Annotated in this window: 18 protein-coding genes; 6 read left to right on the top strand and 12 right to left on the bottom strand. The window is 65.9% G+C overall.

Translation table 11 applies throughout. The features are described 5' to 3' along the window. Positions 1-39: 39 nt before the first annotated feature. The 4 genes from ABS767_RS08405 to petA form a co-directional block, all read right to left on the bottom strand. Positions 40-579 carry an adenine phosphoribosyltransferase gene (locus ABS767_RS08405; RefSeq protein ID WP_408077898.1) on the bottom strand — a complete coding sequence of 180 codons (540 nt, stop codon included), beginning with the start codon at positions 577-579 and terminating at the stop codon, positions 40-42. A 68-nt stretch (positions 580-647) separates the two neighbouring features. Then, positions 648-1,502, bottom strand: a complete 855-nt coding sequence (locus ABS767_RS08400; protein ID WP_408077897.1) for a cytochrome c1 — start codon at positions 1,500-1,502, stop codon at positions 648-650. Positions 1,503-1,519: 17 nt separating this feature from the next. Next, positions 1,520-2,806, bottom strand: a complete 1,287-nt coding sequence (locus ABS767_RS08395) for a cytochrome b (RefSeq protein WP_408077896.1) — start codon at positions 2,804-2,806, stop codon at positions 1,520-1,522. Between the two features lie 14 nt (positions 2,807-2,820). Further along, positions 2,821-3,393, bottom strand: coding sequence for a ubiquinol-cytochrome c reductase iron-sulfur subunit (petA, locus tag ABS767_RS08390; protein WP_408077895.1), 573 nt, complete (start codon positions 3,391-3,393; stop codon positions 2,821-2,823). Between the two features lie 195 nt (positions 3,394-3,588). On the opposite strand from petA, the gene ABS767_RS08385 reads away from it, so the two are divergent. The 3 genes from ABS767_RS08385 to ABS767_RS08375 are packed head-to-tail and all read left to right on the top strand — an operon-like array spanning position 3,589 to position 5,490. Next, positions 3,589-4,038 carry a tRNA (cytidine(34)-2'-O)-methyltransferase gene (locus ABS767_RS08385; RefSeq protein ID WP_408077894.1) on the top strand — a complete coding sequence of 150 codons (450 nt, stop codon included), beginning with the start codon at positions 3,589-3,591 and terminating at the stop codon, positions 4,036-4,038. Continuing rightward, positions 4,035-4,889, top strand: a complete 855-nt coding sequence (gene hemF, locus ABS767_RS08380; protein ID WP_408077893.1) for an oxygen-dependent coproporphyrinogen oxidase — start codon at positions 4,035-4,037, stop codon at positions 4,887-4,889. Before ABS767_RS08385 ends, hemF begins: the two co-directional genes overlap by 4 nt. A 1-nt stretch (position 4,890) precedes the next feature. Continuing rightward, positions 4,891-5,490 carry a GNAT family N-acetyltransferase gene (locus ABS767_RS08375; protein ID WP_408077892.1) on the top strand — a complete coding sequence of 200 codons (600 nt, stop codon included), beginning with the start codon at positions 4,891-4,893 and terminating at the stop codon, positions 5,488-5,490. Here ABS767_RS08375 and ABS767_RS08370 read toward each other — a convergent pair. Together ABS767_RS08370 and ABS767_RS08365 are read right to left on the bottom strand one after the other, a co-directional pair. Next, positions 5,454-6,188, bottom strand: coding sequence for a hypothetical protein (locus tag ABS767_RS08370; protein ID WP_408077891.1), 735 nt, complete (start codon positions 6,186-6,188; stop codon positions 5,454-5,456). The two genes, ABS767_RS08375 and ABS767_RS08370, sit on opposite strands and share 37 nt — an antisense overlap. Continuing rightward, positions 6,185-7,009 (bottom strand): hypothetical protein, encoded by an 825-nt coding sequence (locus tag ABS767_RS08365; RefSeq protein WP_408077890.1) that lies wholly within the window; start codon positions 7,007-7,009, stop codon positions 6,185-6,187. Before ABS767_RS08365 ends, ABS767_RS08370 begins: the two co-directional genes overlap by 4 nt. Positions 7,010-7,105: 96 nt before the next feature. Between ABS767_RS08365 and lipB the strand changes: the two genes are divergently transcribed. The 3 genes from lipB to ABS767_RS08350 all read left to right on the top strand — a co-directional run bounded on the left by lipB (position 7,106) and on the right by ABS767_RS08350 (position 8,978). After that, positions 7,106-7,780 carry a lipoyl(octanoyl) transferase LipB gene (gene lipB / locus ABS767_RS08360; protein ID WP_408077889.1) on the top strand — a complete coding sequence of 225 codons (675 nt, stop codon included), beginning with the start codon at positions 7,106-7,108 and terminating at the stop codon, positions 7,778-7,780. A gap of 90 nt (positions 7,781-7,870) precedes the next feature. Beyond that, complete coding sequence (locus tag ABS767_RS08355) at positions 7,871-8,119, top strand: hypothetical protein (protein ID WP_408077888.1); 249 nt, start codon at positions 7,871-7,873, stop codon at positions 8,117-8,119. Between the two features lie 214 nt (positions 8,120-8,333). Further along, positions 8,334-8,978 carry a hypothetical protein gene (locus ABS767_RS08350; protein WP_408077887.1) on the top strand — a complete coding sequence of 215 codons (645 nt, stop codon included), beginning with the start codon at positions 8,334-8,336 and terminating at the stop codon, positions 8,976-8,978. Here ABS767_RS08350 and queE read toward each other — a convergent pair. From queE to ABS767_RS08320, 6 genes are all read right to left on the bottom strand, one after another. After that, positions 8,975-9,607 carry a 7-carboxy-7-deazaguanine synthase gene (gene queE, locus ABS767_RS08345; protein ID WP_408077886.1) on the bottom strand — a complete coding sequence of 211 codons (633 nt, stop codon included), beginning with the start codon at positions 9,605-9,607 and terminating at the stop codon, positions 8,975-8,977. The two genes, ABS767_RS08350 and queE, sit on opposite strands and share 4 nt — an antisense overlap. A gap of 10 nt (positions 9,608-9,617) precedes the next feature. Beyond that, complete coding sequence (gene queC / locus ABS767_RS08340) at positions 9,618-10,307, bottom strand: 7-cyano-7-deazaguanine synthase QueC (RefSeq protein WP_408077885.1); 690 nt, start codon at positions 10,305-10,307, stop codon at positions 9,618-9,620. Positions 10,308-10,349: 42 nt separating this feature from the next. Further along, complete coding sequence (locus ABS767_RS08335; RefSeq protein ID WP_408077884.1) at positions 10,350-10,745, bottom strand: DUF3617 domain-containing protein; 396 nt, start codon at positions 10,743-10,745, stop codon at positions 10,350-10,352. Positions 10,746-10,801: 56 nt separating this feature from the next. Next, the gene (locus ABS767_RS08330; protein ID WP_408077883.1) at positions 10,802-11,698 is read right to left on the bottom strand and encodes an Hsp33 family molecular chaperone HslO; all 897 of its coding nucleotides are present in this window, start codon (positions 11,696-11,698) and stop codon (positions 10,802-10,804) included. A 149-nt stretch (positions 11,699-11,847) separates the two neighbouring features. Then, positions 11,848-12,777 carry an ornithine carbamoyltransferase gene (gene argF, locus ABS767_RS08325; RefSeq protein ID WP_408077882.1) on the bottom strand — a complete coding sequence of 310 codons (930 nt, stop codon included), beginning with the start codon at positions 12,775-12,777 and terminating at the stop codon, positions 11,848-11,850. Positions 12,778-12,798: 21 nt separating this feature from the next. Beyond that, positions 12,799-13,995 carry an aspartate aminotransferase family protein gene (locus ABS767_RS08320; RefSeq protein ID WP_408077881.1) on the bottom strand — a complete coding sequence of 399 codons (1,197 nt, stop codon included), beginning with the start codon at positions 13,993-13,995 and terminating at the stop codon, positions 12,799-12,801. Between the last annotated feature and the right edge of the window lie 74 nt (positions 13,996-14,069).

Below are 14,069 nucleotides of genomic sequence, written 5' to 3'. Positions count from 1 at the left end.
TATCCCATTGAGAACGGGGGAAAGGTCGCTGGGGTTCCGTCAGTGCCCGGCGAAGGTGACCAGCGCGGCGACATCGATCCCCTCCGCCCGCAGCGCATCGGCACCGCCAAGGTCGGGCAGATCGATGACGAATGCCGCCTGTGTCACGTGCGCCCCCACCTTGCGCAACAGCCGCGCCGCTGCCCGCGCGGTGCCGCCGGTGGCGATCAGATCGTCGACCAGCAGGATACGCGCCCCGGGGGCGAAGGCATCGGCATGGATGGCGATGCGGTCGGTGCCGTATTCGAGCGCATAATCCTCGGCCACGGTCGCGCCGGGCAGTTTGCCGTCCTTACGCACCAGCAACGTCCCGGCGCCGAGCGCCAATGCGACGGGCGCGGCGAACACGAAGCCGCGCGCCTCGATCCCGGCGACGAGATCGACCGGACCCTCGACGGCATCGACGATCCGCTCGACCGCGCGGGCAAAGCCGGCCGGGTCGAGCAGCAAGGTGGTGATGTCGCGGAACATAATCCCCGGCTGGGGAAAATCGGGGATCGTGCGGATCAGCGCCGCGAGATCGTCATTGGTCGGGGTCACGGCATCGCTCCCAAGAAAACGGCCCGGGAATCGCTTCCCGGGCCGTCGGAGAAATCATCAGGCGGACCTTAGTCCTTCACGTTCCGCCAGATCTGCTTCTTGGCACCATAGGCGAGGAAGCAGAAGATCAGCAGGAAGATGAGCGTCGCGAGACCGGCGGTCTTGCGCGCCTCCATCTTGGGCTCGGCGGCCCAGGTCAAGAACGCCGCGACGTCCTTGGCATAATTGTCGGCGGTGGCGGCGGTGCCGTCGGAATAGGTCACCTGACCGTCCTTGATCGGCTGCGCCATCGCCAGGTTCAGCGTCGCGAAATAGGGGTTGAAGTGCAGACCCTCGGGGGTCTTGGTCTCCGGGAACTCCTTGAGCAGCTCCTCACCCTTCTCGTTCTTGTAGCCCTCCTGCGCGGTATAGCCGGTCAGCAACGAGTAGATATAGTTCGGGCCGTCGTGCCGCGCCTTCGCCATCAGCGACAGGTCGGGCGGGATCGCGTTGTTGTTGGCGGCACGCGCGGCGACGTCGTTGGCATAGACCAGCGGGAAGCGGTCCGAGGGGATGCCGTCGCGCGTCGCGGGCTCGCCCGTCTCCGGGTTGACCGACGGGACCTGGAAGCCCTTGGCGATGGTCTTCACCTGACCCTCGCTATAGCCCAGCGCCGTAAGATCGCGGAACGAGACGAGCCGCAGCGAGTGACACGCGGCGCAGACTTCCTTGTACACCTGCAGGCCGCGCTGCAGCTGGCGGTTGTCATACTTCCCCAGCGGCCCCTCGAACGAGAAGCCCGCCTTTCTCGGGTGCGCGTGGAACTCATGCTCCGCGGTGGGCGCGGGAGGTTCCTTGATCCAGTTCGACACCGTATCCCAGATGCCGAGCAGCAGGGCGAAGACGAAGCCGACGCCGACGATGAAGCCGCCAATGCGAACCATGTTCTTTCAAGCCCCTCTTATTCGGCAGCCGCGGTCTGGAGCGGCGAGGTGCCGCCCTTTCCGGCGAGTACGGCTTCGGTGATCGAATTCGGCAGCGGGCGCGGACGCTCCATCGCCGAGACGATCGGCAGGATCACCAGGAAATGCAGGAAATAGTACGCGGTCGCGATCTGGCCGACCAGGATCACCCCCGGCGACGGCGCGGCGCCACCGATATAGCCCAGGATCAGCACGTCGACGAGCAGCACCAGCAGGAACCACTTGTAGGTCGGGCGATAGTTCGCCGAACGCACCGGCGACGTGTCCAGCCAGGGCAGGAAGAACAGCAGCAGGATCGAACCGAACATCGCCAGCACGCCCCACAGCTTCGCCGGGAACAGGAAGTCGATCGTGAACGACTTCAGGATCGCGTAGAACGGCAGGAAATACCATTCGGGGACGATGTGCGCCGGGGTCGAGAGCGGGTTGGCCGGGATATAATTGTCCGGGTGGCCCAGCAGGTTCGGCGAATAGAAGATCAGCGCGGCATAGATCATCAGCGCCACGCCCACGCCCACGCCATCCTTGGCGGTGTAATAGGGGTGGAACGGCACCGTATCCTGCTCGCTCTTAACCTCGACGCCGGTCGGGTTGTTCGAACCCGGAATGTGCAGCGCCCAGATGTGGAGGATGACCACGCCGGCGATGACGAACGGCAGCAGATAGTGGAGCGAGAAGAAGCGGTTGAGCGCGGCATTGTCCGGCGCGAAGCCGCCGAGCAGCCAGATGCGGATCGTCTCGCCCACGCCGGGGATCGCCGAGAAGAAACCGGTGATCACCTGCGCGCCCCAGAAGCTCATCTGCCCCCAGGGGAGCACATAGCCCATGAAGGCGGTGGCCATCATCAGCAGGAAAATGACCACGCCCAGCAGCCACACCATCTCGCGCGGCGCCTTGTACGACCCGTACCACAGGCCGCGGGCGATATGGACATAGACGACCAGCAGGAACATCGACGCGCCGTTGGCGTGCGCGTAGCGGAAGAACCACCCGGCGTTCACGTCGCGCATGATGTGCTCGACGCTGTCGAACGCGATGCCGGCATTGGCGGCATAATGCATCGCGAGCACGATGCCCGAGATGATCTGGATCGCCAGGAACATGCCGGCGAGCACGCCGAAGTTCCAGAAATAGTTGAGGTTGCGCGGAACCGGATAACCGGCGCCGACGGCACCATAGACGAAGCGCGGAAGCGGCAGACGACTGTCCACCCACTTCATCAGCGGGTGCTTCGGCTCATACTGCTTGGCCCAGGGAAAGCTCATTGTCCTATGCCCCCTCAGCCGACCCGGATCACGGTGTCGGAAATGAATTCATATTCGGGTACCGCCAGATTGCTCGGCGCCGGGCCGGAGCGGATACGTCCGGCAGTGTCGTAGGCCGAGCCGTGGCACGGGCAGAAATAGCCGCCGAACGGCCCCTTGTTCTCGCCCTCGCCCGCGCCCAGCGGCACACAGCCCAGGTGTGTGCACACGCCAAGCGTGACGAGCCAGTTTTCCTTGCCCTCCTTGGTCCGCTGCGCGAGCGTCTGCGGATCGCGCAGTTCGCTGACGGGCACCGCGTTCGCCTTGGCGATTTCCTGCGGCGTCAGGTTGCGCACGAACAGCGGCTGCTTGCGAAAGCTTGCCTTGATCGACTGGCCGGGCTGGATCGCCGAGATGTCGAGTTCGGTGGTGGACAGCGCGAGCACATCGGCCGAGGGGCTCATCTGGTTGACCAGCGGCAGCGCGACGACGCCCGCTCCTACGCCCGCAAATGCGACCGCGCCGATCGCGAAATAATCGCGACGACGGGGATCAGCCGGCGCGTCACCCGCGTCACCCGGAGGAACAGCTTCATCAAGCGTTGCCATGCATCAGCCCTTGCACTTCAAAATTTCCGGCGTTCTCACGCCCCTGTCCCGGACAGCGCAGCGCATGAACGCCACGCCACACCCCCGGATTGCCCCCGGTGGCTGGCGGGCCTGATAGACGCCACACGGCGCGTTTGCCAACCGCCTTTTTGACCGGCTTGTGACGGGTACGCCGCCTGTCCTATCGGGGGCGCCATGCGAATTGCCCTGTTCGAACCCTGTATCGCCGGAAATGTCGGTGCCGTGCTGCGTATCGGCGCGTGTTTCGACACCCCCGTGGACCTGATCGAGCCGATGGGATTCGCGTGGGACGACAAGCGGGTTGCGCGGGCCGGGATGGACTATATCGACCATGTCGACGTCACCCGGCACGCCGACTGGGATGCATTTCTGGCGCGGACGACCGGCCGTGTCGTCCTGTTCACCACCAAGGGGGCGGCGCGGTTTGACGAAGCGCAATTCGCGCCGGACGACATCCTGCTGTTCGGATCGGAGGATGCAGGCGTGCCCGATCCTGTCCATGACCGCGCCGACTTGCGCCTGCGAATCCCGATGAAGCCGGCAATGCGATCCTTGAACCTCTCCGTTTCCGCGGGCATCGCGCTCGCAGAAGCGCTCAGACAGACCAAAGGCTATCCCGAATGATCCCACTCGACCCCCAACAGGCACGGGCGCGCGCCTGGTTCGAGGAACTGCGCGACTCGATCTGCGCCGAGTTCGAGGCGATCGAGCGCGAGGCGGGATCGGACGCGGCGTTCGACTATCTCGCCTGGGATCGTGCGGATCCGTCGGGAGCGCCGGGCGGCGGCGGCGTGCGCGGCGTGATGAAGGGCAAGGTGTTCGAGAAGGTCGGGGTCAACGTCTCGACCGTGGGCGGAACGTTCGAAGGCGAATTCGGCAAGACCATCCATGGTGCCGGCGAGGATCCGCGCTTCTTCGCCACGGGGATCAGCCTGGTCGCGCATATGGCGAACCCGCATGTGCCCGCGGTCCACATGAACACGCGCTTTCTCGTGACTACCAAGCGCTGGTTCGGCGGCGGCGCGGACCTCAACCCGCCGCTGCCCTATGATGCCGATACCGCCGATTTCCACGCGCGGTTGAAAGCGGCCTGCGACGCGCACGACCCCGATCATTATCCGCGCTTCAAGCAATGGGCGGACGATTATTTCTACATCCCCCACCGCCAGGTGCATCGTGGCGTGGGCGGAATTTTCTACGACCATCTCGAAAGCGATGGCGCGGCGGCATGGGAGGCGAATTTCGCCTTCACCCAGGACGTCGGCCGCGCCTTTCTCGACATCTTCCCCGCGCTTGTGCGGCGGCGCATGGCGACGCCGTTCAGCGACGCGGACAAGGCGCAGCAGCTCGAATGGCGCGGCCGCTATGCCGAGTTCAATCTGGTCTACGACCGCGGCACGCTGTTCGGGCTGAAGACCGGCGGCAATATCGACGCGATCCTGATGAGCCTGCCGCCGCTCGCGACCTGGAGCTGAGATGGGCCTGTTTCCCGTAAAGCCCGGCGAGGTGGCGACGATCGTCACCAGCCTGGAGATGCGCGAGCGCCCCAAGCCCCGGCCGATGCCCGATTCGCAGTTGCGGCTGGTGCGATGGGACGCGCCGGCGCCGGGCAAGTATCGCGCCCTGTTCGAACGCGTCGGGGCCCCCTGGCTGTGGTTTTCGCGACTGGTGATGAACGAGGCGAGACTGGTGTCGATCATCCACGACCCGGCGGTGGAGATCTATGCGGTCGCCGACCCGCGGGGGATCGAGGTCGGGCTGCTCGAACTCGATTTTCGCGAGGCCGGGCAAGGCGAACTATCCTATTTCGGCTTGGTCCCCGAACTGACCGGCGCGGGGCATGGCCGCTGGCTGATGGCGCAGGCGCTGACGCGCGCATGGCGCAAGGACGTGACGCGGGTATGGGTGCATACCTGCACGCTCGACCATCCCCGGGCGCTGGGTTTCTATCGCGCGTCCGGCTTCGTGCCCTATCATCGCGCGGTCGAGACCTTTGCCGATCCGCGCGTCACCGGGCATCTCCCGCGTGACGCGGCGCCTCACATACCGTTGATCGAGCCGCCCAGCCGACGATAGGCGGCGATGCGGACGAGCGTGAAAAAGCTATAGGCAGCGGCAGCAGCGGCCGCGACAGGCACGAGTAGCACGCCCTGGATCAGCACCGATCCCCCCGCCGCAGTCGTGAGGATATTGGCGCCGACGACCAACGCCAGCACCGGCGCGGCAAGCAGGATCGCGACCCCGAAGCCCAGCAGTGCGATGCGCCAGCCATTGCCCGAGCTCAGCCTGAACCCGCGCTCGATCGCACCGAACAGGCCGCGCTCGGGCTCGGCGACATAGGCGGCGCCCATCATCCAGGTCCGGCCGAAGACATAGACGCCGGGAAGCACGAACAGGGCGAAGCCAAGCTGCATGATCGCGCCGTTGGCGAGACCCAGCAGGACCCAGGGAAGGAGGCGCAGCGCGCTGGCATGCAACGTCTCGCGAACCGTCGTCCCACGCTGGAAATAGAGGTTGAGGATGCTCAACGTCCCGAATTCCAGCGCAACGCTGATCGCGACGATGGCGACCAGATTGGCGGCATAAAAGGCGTTGATGCCTTCGCGAAGCTGCTCGGGCGTCGCGCCCTCGGTCACCTCGATCCCGGTCGCCAGATACCCGATGGCGAGGATCGGGAGAAACACGAAGACGCCCGCGAGGCGCAGCAGCGCATCGCGGTCGGTACGCCAGAGGATCGCGGCATCGGACAACGCGCCGCCCAGCGACAATGTCATTGCGCGGCAAACGCCTCCTTGCGGGCGAGCAGCGCGACGTAGAGCTTCGCGGCGAACGCGGCAGCCAGCACGGTGAAGCCGGTCGACACCGCGCCGCCGACGATCGTGGTGAGAACCGTCGCGAGCGAGAGGCCGTCCTCACCCCGTCCGGCAACCAGGAACATGATCGCACCGAACGCGGTGGTCGCCGCGAGGTTCGCGACGATGGAAACGACCGCATAGAGGATGATGACCCCGACGATCTTCAGCGCGACTCCGCGAGTGAGCGACCACGAGCGCGGGATCGCACGGAGCGCCAGTCGATCCCCGACGATCGCCGGCAGCACCACCGCAAGCCGCGCAACGAGCCACAGGACCAGCGGCAGGAGGAGAAACAGATACAGCGCGATCCACAAGGCCGCCGTCGCCGGAATTTCCGGCATGGTCCCCGATTCCATGCCGGTGAGCGCGACCCCGGAGGCCGCCAGGATCACCGCCACCGGGATGATCAGCACCAGCACCGCCAGCAGCAGAACGATCATCACCAGCAACGCCGCGGGATAGCGGCGCGTCGCCACCCCGGCCGCCTGACGGCCCAGTGCCGGATCGATCGCCAGCGCGGTGATGGAAAGCTGCCCCCAGAAGGTGGCGAGCGCGAGCACGAACACGCCAAGACCGAGCAACATCGCCGTGCCGGGCGCGGCAGTTCGCTGCAATTCGCTGAGATTGGCGCTGATCGTCGCGGGCACGAAGATGGCGATCAGGGCGAGCGGCAGGATGGTCCCCAGATTGTCGCTCAGAAACTCCGCGGTCCGGTCCCAGACATTCCCCATGCTCGTCATCGTGCATCTTCCCCCTTCTCGCCGCGCTAGTTAGCCGATCCCGAGCCAGTGCGCCACATGCTTGCGCCGCGCGGCGCACTGGCGCATCGGGCGGTGATGGAACTGGTTGACGGGATCGAGTGGCGGGTATCGGACGGGCGTGTTCCCTATCCCGACGCGCTGGCGGAGATGGAGACGCGCGTCGCCGCGATCCAGGCGGGGACGGCGCGCGAGCAGATTTGGCTGCTGGAACATCCGCCGGTCTATACCGCCGGGACCAGCGCCGATCCGGCCGAACTGATCGACCCACGCTTCCCGGTGTTCAATACCGGGCGTGGCGGGCGGTACACCTATCACGGCCCCGGACAGCGGATCGGCTATGCGATGCTGGACCTGTCGAAGCGCAACAAGGATGTGCGCTGTTATGTCCATGCGCTGGAAGGCTGGGTGATCGCTGCGCTCGCGCAGTTCGGCATCGACGCCTTTCGGGCCGAGGGCCGGATCGGCATATGGACCCGCGACGGGGGCAGCGAGGCCAAGATCGGCGCAATCGGGGTGCGGGTGCGGCGGTGGGTGACGATGCACGGCTTTGCCGTGAACCTGGACCCCGATCTGGCGGATTTCGGGGGAATCGTGCCGTGCGGCCTGCCCGAATTCCCCGTTACGAGCGCTGCGGCGTTGGGAAAAACCATTTCGCCTGCAACCTTTGACGCGGCGCTTGCGTTTGCGTTCCCGGCCTTTCTTCGTTCGGTGGGCGGCGCATGTTCGATCGCGTCAAATGCCGGGGCTTGAGGGGACGGCCCGAAGCGTTTAATGTCTATCGCGGATCGGGGATTAAGCAGCGGGTCGCTGCCCCCGCCAATATCTAGGGAGCCTATATCTATGCGCGCACTTCTCACCAAGGCCGTTGCCGGTTCGATGATCGCCAGCGCCGCACTGCTCGTTTCGGCATGCGGCGGAACGCCCGAGACCACCACGGACAACACGACGGTCATGGACGTGAACGCGACCGACCCGGTTCTGGACGGCACCACCACCGACAACATGACCATGGTCGACGGCGCCACCGGCAACGACATGGGCATGGCCGGCGACATGATGGCCAACGACACCATGGGCAATGGCATGTAAGTTCGCGCAAGCGGATTTATCGATTTCAGGGCCGTCCGGGCGACCGGGCGGCCCTTTCGATTCGGCGCTTGCACGACGGCAGGGCGCGGCCCCTTACGTGGCCGCAACGGAACGGCATCAAAAAGCGCTTGGGCGGGCGGTTAAAACTCCCTAACCCAACCACATGGTGCCGCATTCAAGAGGGTTGGGAATGCCTGTTTCGCGTCTGATTTCAATGGCGGTCCTCGGGGCGGCGCTCTTCGCGGCGGCCCCGGCAAGCGCACAATTCTACTTCAAGGGTCCCGATATCAGCGGATCGCGGTCGACCGGCGCGGAGCCCGGGCTGCTGGTCCAGCCACTGCCCGGCGCCACCCCCGCCGAACTGCGCGCAGCGATGGTGTGGAATATGCGCGCCGCGCTGAACGTCGCCGCATTGCAGTGCCAGTTCGCGCCCACGCTGCTGACGCTTCCCAACTACAATACGATCCTGCGCGATCACCGGGTGGAGCTCGCCGAGTCCTTCACGGTGCTGACCAAGTATTTCGCGCGCACGCACAAGAGCGCGAAGGAAGCCCAGACCGCACTCGACCAGTATGGCACGCGCATCTATTCGAGCTTTTCGGCGGTGCATGCCCAGCTGACCTTCTGCGCGGCGGCGGACGATGTCGCGCAGCAGGCGGTGTTTACCCCGCGTGGCGAATTCGGCGACCTTGCCGCGGATCGGATCGCGGAAATCCGCAACAGCCTGATGCGGTGGGGCGAGCAGCAATTCCCGGGCACCTATAATCTCTACATTCCGGCAAACTATCCGAACTTCGCGGACGAGAAATGCTGGCGCAAGAATGTCTATTCGCCCGGGCGCTGCACGAAGAAGCGCTAACGCAACCCCAGCGTCTTGTGCGTCTGCAGCGTCAGGCGCCAGCGCGGGCGCGCCATCGCAAAGGCGACCGCCGCCTCGACATTGGCGGCCGCGTCGGCATCATCCATCGGCTGGACCAGATAATGGGCGAAATCCCATGTCTCGAGATCCTCGACGCTGGTCCCCGCCTGCGGCCAGACCAGCTTGAGCTCGTCGCCGCTGCGCTGGACGACTTCGCTTCCTGCCTTGGGGCTGATGCACACCCAGTCGATGCCGGGATGCACGGGTAGCGTTCCATTGCTCTCGATCGCGATGCGAAAGCCGCGGGCATGGAGCGCATCGACCAGCGCATCGTCGACCTGCAGCATCGGCTCGCCCCCGGTCAGCACAACGAAGCGCCGCTCCGCGCCGTCACCCCAAAAGCGCGCGACCGCGTCCGCCAGCGCATCGGCATCGGCGAACTTTCCGCCACCCAGCCCGTCGGTCCCGACGAAATCGGTGTCGCAGAACTGGCAAATCGCCGCAGCACGATCCTGTTCGCGCCCCGACCAGAGATTGCAGCCGGCAAAGCGGACGAACACCGCCCGCGCGCCGGCATTCACCCCCTCCCCCTGCAGGGTCAGGAACATTTCCTTGACCGCATAGCTCATCGGCGTCGCCTCAGGCGGGGACCGCGTAACGCGTGGGATCGGCAATGCCGGCTTCCTCGAACCCCTTCGCGCGCAGCCGGCAGCTGTCGCACAGCCCGCAATGCACCCCGCCGGGGGCAGGATCGTAGCACGACCAGCTGAGCCCGAGGTCGAGACCGAGTTCGGTGCCCCTGCGGACGATATCCGCCTTGCTCATCGTCAACAGCGGCGCCTGGATCCGGAACGGCGCACCTTCGACGCCCGCCTTGGTGGCGAGTTCGGCCAGCTTCTCGAACCCTTCGATGAATTCCGGCCGGCAATCGGGATAGCCCGAATAATCGAGCGCATTGACGCCGATATAGATGTCGCGCGCGCTCATCGCCTCGGCCCAGCCGAGCGCGAGGCTGAGGAAGATCGTGTTCCGGGCGGGCACATAGGTGACGGGGATGTCCTCGCCCACGCCTTCCTTGGGGACGGCGATGTCGGCCGTCAGCGCCGATCCGCCGAACAGCGACAGGTCGAGCGGGAGCACGACATGCCGTTCGGCACCCAGCAAGGTGGCGATGCGGCGCGCGGCGGCCAGCTCGACCTGATGGCGCTGATTATAGTCGATCGACAGGGCGAGCACGCGATGGCCGTCGGCACGCGCACAGGCGGCCGAAACGAAGGAATCGAGCCCACCGGAAATGAGGCAGACGGCATAGCTGGACGGTTCGGTCATCGCTGCAGCGCTAGCCCCTTTGCCGCGGTGCGGCAAGAAACGTCAGCCACAGGTGCCGGTCCGCCGCCCTTCATATTCGTAGGTGAACGGGAGCCCCCGGCTGATCCCCTGCGTTTCCAGGCGAATCAGGCGCGGCGTCTCCACCGTGATGCGGGTATCGCCCTTGCCGATGCCCGGGCAGTCATAGGTGATGCGGCCGCCATTCGCTCCATTCTCCACCACGAACCGGCTGCAGCTGGCGCCGCGGTGCTGGAGCGTGAGGAGCATCTGCGGATCGGTGACGCAGATCGCGCGGGCGGTCCCGTCGGGGGCGCGCAGCGTCCATTCGCCCCGCTCGATCCGGGCGAGCGCCGTCAGGCCATTGCCCTGCGCGGCAACGGCATAGCCCGTGACCAGCGCCGCGATCAGCGCACCACCGGCAAACAAGGAGCGAAGCATTTTCATTTCACCGCTGTCCTAGCACAGTTCGTCTGTCATTTCCCTGACAATTCCAGTCAGGAAAGCGTTTCGACCGCGATCGGGAATTTTTTCGCGCAAAAGGCGCAATCGACGGTGATGATCCCGTCCTCCGCCATGTCCGCGCGATCCTCGGCCGTGAACTTCGCCAGCACCGAACCGATATAGTCGGGATCGCAGCGGCAGCCGCGAACCAGATCGGCGCCGCCGAGCACGCGCACTTCCTCCTCGTTGAACAGGCGCCAGACGAGCGTTTCGAGCGGAATGGCGGGGTCAGCGAGTTCGTCCGCGCCGATGGTGGCACCCAGCGCCTCGATATGCTCCCATTCGGGATGCGTTTCGCGCGCATGCAGGCGCTCGCCACCCTCTTCGCCCTCGGGGAGGTGCTGGAGGAACAGGCCACCACCGATGCAATTGCCCGCCGCGTCATGGCCGACGCCCAGCCGGATCAGCGTCGGAATCTGCTCGGACTGGTCGAAATACGCTTCCGCAGCATCCGCCAGCGAGCCGCCGTCGAGGGGAACGATGCCCTGATAGCGTTCGCCGGTCGTCGCCTGATCGAAGGTGACCGCCAGATAGCCCTGGTTGAACAGCGCGTAGAGCGACGGGTTCTCGCCCAGTTCGACCAGCCGGTCAGCGTCGAACTGAACATAGCCGCGCAGTTCGCCGCCCTTGTAATCGCACACCATCAGGCTGACGATGCCGCCCTGTGCCTGCGCCTGCAGGGTGAGCTGGCCGCCCGCATCCTTGAGCATCGATCCGAGCAAGGCAGTCAGCGTCAGCGCCTCGGCCAGCAGCCGTTCGATCGGCGCGGGATAGGCGTGCGCGGCCAGAATCTCGCCCAGCACGGGGCCGAGCCGCGCGAGCCGTCCGCGCGCATGGCGTGCGGGAATGGTGAAGTTGACCGTGCGGTCGAGATCGGTGGTCGCAGTCATCGTCGAAAATCCGTTCGGGCTGAGCCTGTCGAAGCCCATTCCCTCGTCTCGCCCGTGCGGAGGAAGAGGGAACCGCCCTTGGAAAAGCTCAGGGCAAACGGGTTTCGGGGAACGGCCGGGAGATAGGGTGTCGCCCCCGCCCGTTCAACTCACCCGATCTGGCCGAAGCACCAGCGCAGGACCGCCTTCTGCCCGTGGAGGCGGTTCTCCGCCTCGGGCCAGATCAGCGATTGCGGCCCATCGATCACCGCTTCGGTCACCTCTTCGCCGCGATGCGCGGGCAGGCAGTGGAGGAACTTCGCGTCCGGCTTGGCCTGCGCCATCAGCGCTTCGGTCACCTGATAGGGGGCGAGCGCGGCGAGCTTGGCGTCGGCGTGGAGCTGGCCCATCGAGATCCAGGTGTCGGTGACGATCACATCGGCGTTCGCGACCGCTTCCGCCGGATCGTTGACGCAGGTCGCGCGCCCCTTGCCCAGCGCCATCGCCGCGTCGGGCAGCGAGAAGCTCTGCGGGCAGGCGGCAACGACGTCGAAATGCATCAGCCCCGCCGCCTCGACGATCGAGGCGAGGACGTTGTTGCCATCGCCGAGCCAGGCGACCTTGAGGCCCGGAAGCGCCTTGCCGCTTTCGAGGATCGTCTGGAGGTCGGCGACGATCTGGCACGGATGGCTGTCGTCGGTCAGGCCGTTGATCACCGGGACGGTGGCATATTCGGCCATTTCCAGCAGCTTGGCATGGTCGTCGGTGCGCACCATGATCGCGTCGCAATAGCCCGACAGGACGCGGGCGGTGTCGGCCACGGTCTCGCCCCGGCCAAGCTGGCTGGTCGCGGCGTCGAGCACCACCGCGCTGCCGCCGAGCTGGCGGATCGCCATCTCGAAGCTGACGCGGGTGCGGGTCGAGTTCTTTTCGAACACCATGGCCAGCGTGTGCCCGGCCAGCGGCGCATCGGCGTCGATGCGTCCCTTCGGCCAGCCGGCACGCGCCGCCTTGCGCTCGATCGCTTCGGACAGGATCGCGGCAAGGCCGTCGGCCCCCGCGTCGGACAGGCTCAGGAAATTCCGGTAGGTCACGAACATTCCTCCCTTGGAGGATTGGGATCAGTCGTCGGCAAGCGGCGCGTAGCTGCGCGCGCCGGCGCTCAGCTTTTCGACCGCTTCGGCGATATGGCTTTCCTCGATCACCAGCGGCGGCAGAACGCGGAACACGTTCTCCCCCGCCGCAACCGTCAGCAGGCCGTGATTGTCGCGCAGATGCGCCACGAAATCGCGCGCCACCGCCGGTTCCTTGAGCTTGATGCCGAGCATCAGGCCCTTGCCGCGAATCTCGTCGAACAGATGGTCGTGATTGGGAATCATCTGCTCGAATGCGGCGCGCAGGCGGTCGCCCATCTTCGCGACATGCTCGAAAAAGCCGGGCTCCAGCATCACGTCGAGCACAGCCATCCCCGCCGCCATGGCAAGCGGATTGCCGCCATAGGTCGATCCGTGCGTGCCGAACACCATGCCCTTGGCCGCTTCCTCGGTGGCGAGGCAGGCACCGAGCGGGAAGCCGTTCCCGATCCCCTTCGCCACGGTCATGATGTCCGGCGTGATGCCGTAATGCTCATGCGCGAAGAACTTGCCGGTGCGGCCATAGCCGCACTGGATCTCGTCGAGGATCAGCAGCATGCCGTGTTCGTCGCACGCCTTGCGCAGCCCCTGGATGAACTCGGGGGTACCGGCGGTCATCCCGCCCTCGCCCTGGACCGTCTCGACCATGAAGCCGGCGGTATTCTCGTCGACCAGCGCGAGCGCTGCGTCGAGGTCGTTGAACGGGGCATAATCGAAGCCGGGCAGCAGCGGTTCGAACCCGTCGCGCATCTTGGCCTGATTGGTCGCCGAGATCGCCCCCATCGTCCGCCCGTGAAAGGCGTTGTGGAAGGTGATGATCTTGGTCCGCTGGGGATTGCCGTTCACATAGTGATAGCGGCGCGCGGTCTTGATCGCGCACTCGATCGCCTCGGCGCCGGAATTGGTGAAGAACACCGTGTCGGCGAAGCTGTTGTCGACGATGCGCTGTGCCAGCGCCTCCCCCTGCGGCGATCCGTAAAGGTTGGAGACGTGCATCAGCGTCGCGAGCTGATCCTGCACCGCCTTGGTGAACTGCGGATGGCCATGGCCGAGCGCGTTGACCGCGATGCCGGCGGCGAAATCGAGATAGCGCTCGCCGCGCTCGCCGATCAGGTAGCAGCCCTCACCTCGCACCGGACGCACATCGCACCGCGGATAAACGGGCATGAGCGGGGTGATCGACACGGGCAGCCTCCTTCGCAAAAGAAAAGGGCGGCCCAACTGCGAACCGCCCGGCCGGAACCTAGGCGCGCGGCGGT

Origin of the sequence: Sphingomonas plantiphila (assembly GCF_046000505.1) — a bacterium.
Taxonomy (GTDB): domain Bacteria; phylum Pseudomonadota; class Alphaproteobacteria; order Sphingomonadales; family Sphingomonadaceae; genus Sphingomonas; species Sphingomonas plantiphila.
This window is presented reverse-complemented; position numbering and strand designations above follow the sequence as displayed.

Bases quoted from the DNA above. Each gene is read 5' to 3' on its own strand.
- ABS767_RS08400 (WP_408077897.1), bottom strand. From the start codon at position 1,502: ATGGTTCGCATTGGCGGCTTCATCGTCGGCGTCGGCTTCGTCTTCGCC.
- ABS767_RS08395 (WP_408077896.1), bottom strand. From the start codon at position 2,806: ATGAGCTTTCCCTGGGCCAAGCAGTATGAGCCGAAGCACCCGCTGATG.
- petA (WP_408077895.1), bottom strand. From the start codon at position 3,393: ATGGCAACGCTTGATGAAGCTGTTCCTCCGGGTGACGCGGGTGACGCG.
- ABS767_RS08385 (WP_408077894.1), top strand. From the start codon at position 3,589: ATGCGAATTGCCCTGTTCGAACCCTGTATCGCCGGAAATGTCGGTGCC.
- hemF (WP_408077893.1), top strand. From the start codon at position 4,035: ATGATCCCACTCGACCCCCAACAGGCACGGGCGCGCGCCTGGTTCGAG.
- ABS767_RS08375 (WP_408077892.1), top strand. From the start codon at position 4,891: ATGGGCCTGTTTCCCGTAAAGCCCGGCGAGGTGGCGACGATCGTCACC.
- ABS767_RS08370 (WP_408077891.1), bottom strand. From the start codon at position 6,188: ATGACATTGTCGCTGGGCGGCGCGTTGTCCGATGCCGCGATCCTCTGG.
- ABS767_RS08365 (WP_408077890.1), bottom strand. From the start codon at position 7,009: ATGACGAGCATGGGGAATGTCTGGGACCGGACCGCGGAGTTTCTGAGC.
- lipB (WP_408077889.1), top strand. From the start codon at position 7,106: ATGGAACTGGTTGACGGGATCGAGTGGCGGGTATCGGACGGGCGTGTT.
- ABS767_RS08355 (WP_408077888.1), top strand. From the start codon at position 7,871: ATGCGCGCACTTCTCACCAAGGCCGTTGCCGGTTCGATGATCGCCAGC.
- ABS767_RS08350 (WP_408077887.1), top strand. From the start codon at position 8,334: ATGGCGGTCCTCGGGGCGGCGCTCTTCGCGGCGGCCCCGGCAAGCGCA.
- queE (WP_408077886.1), bottom strand. From the start codon at position 9,607: ATGAGCTATGCGGTCAAGGAAATGTTCCTGACCCTGCAGGGGGAGGGG.
- queC (WP_408077885.1), bottom strand. From the start codon at position 10,307: ATGACCGAACCGTCCAGCTATGCCGTCTGCCTCATTTCCGGTGGGCTC.
- ABS767_RS08335 (WP_408077884.1), bottom strand. From the start codon at position 10,745: ATGCTTCGCTCCTTGTTTGCCGGTGGTGCGCTGATCGCGGCGCTGGTC.
- ABS767_RS08330 (WP_408077883.1), bottom strand. From the start codon at position 11,698: ATGACTGCGACCACCGATCTCGACCGCACGGTCAACTTCACCATTCCC.
- argF (WP_408077882.1), bottom strand. From the start codon at position 12,777: ATGTTCGTGACCTACCGGAATTTCCTGAGCCTGTCCGACGCGGGGGCC.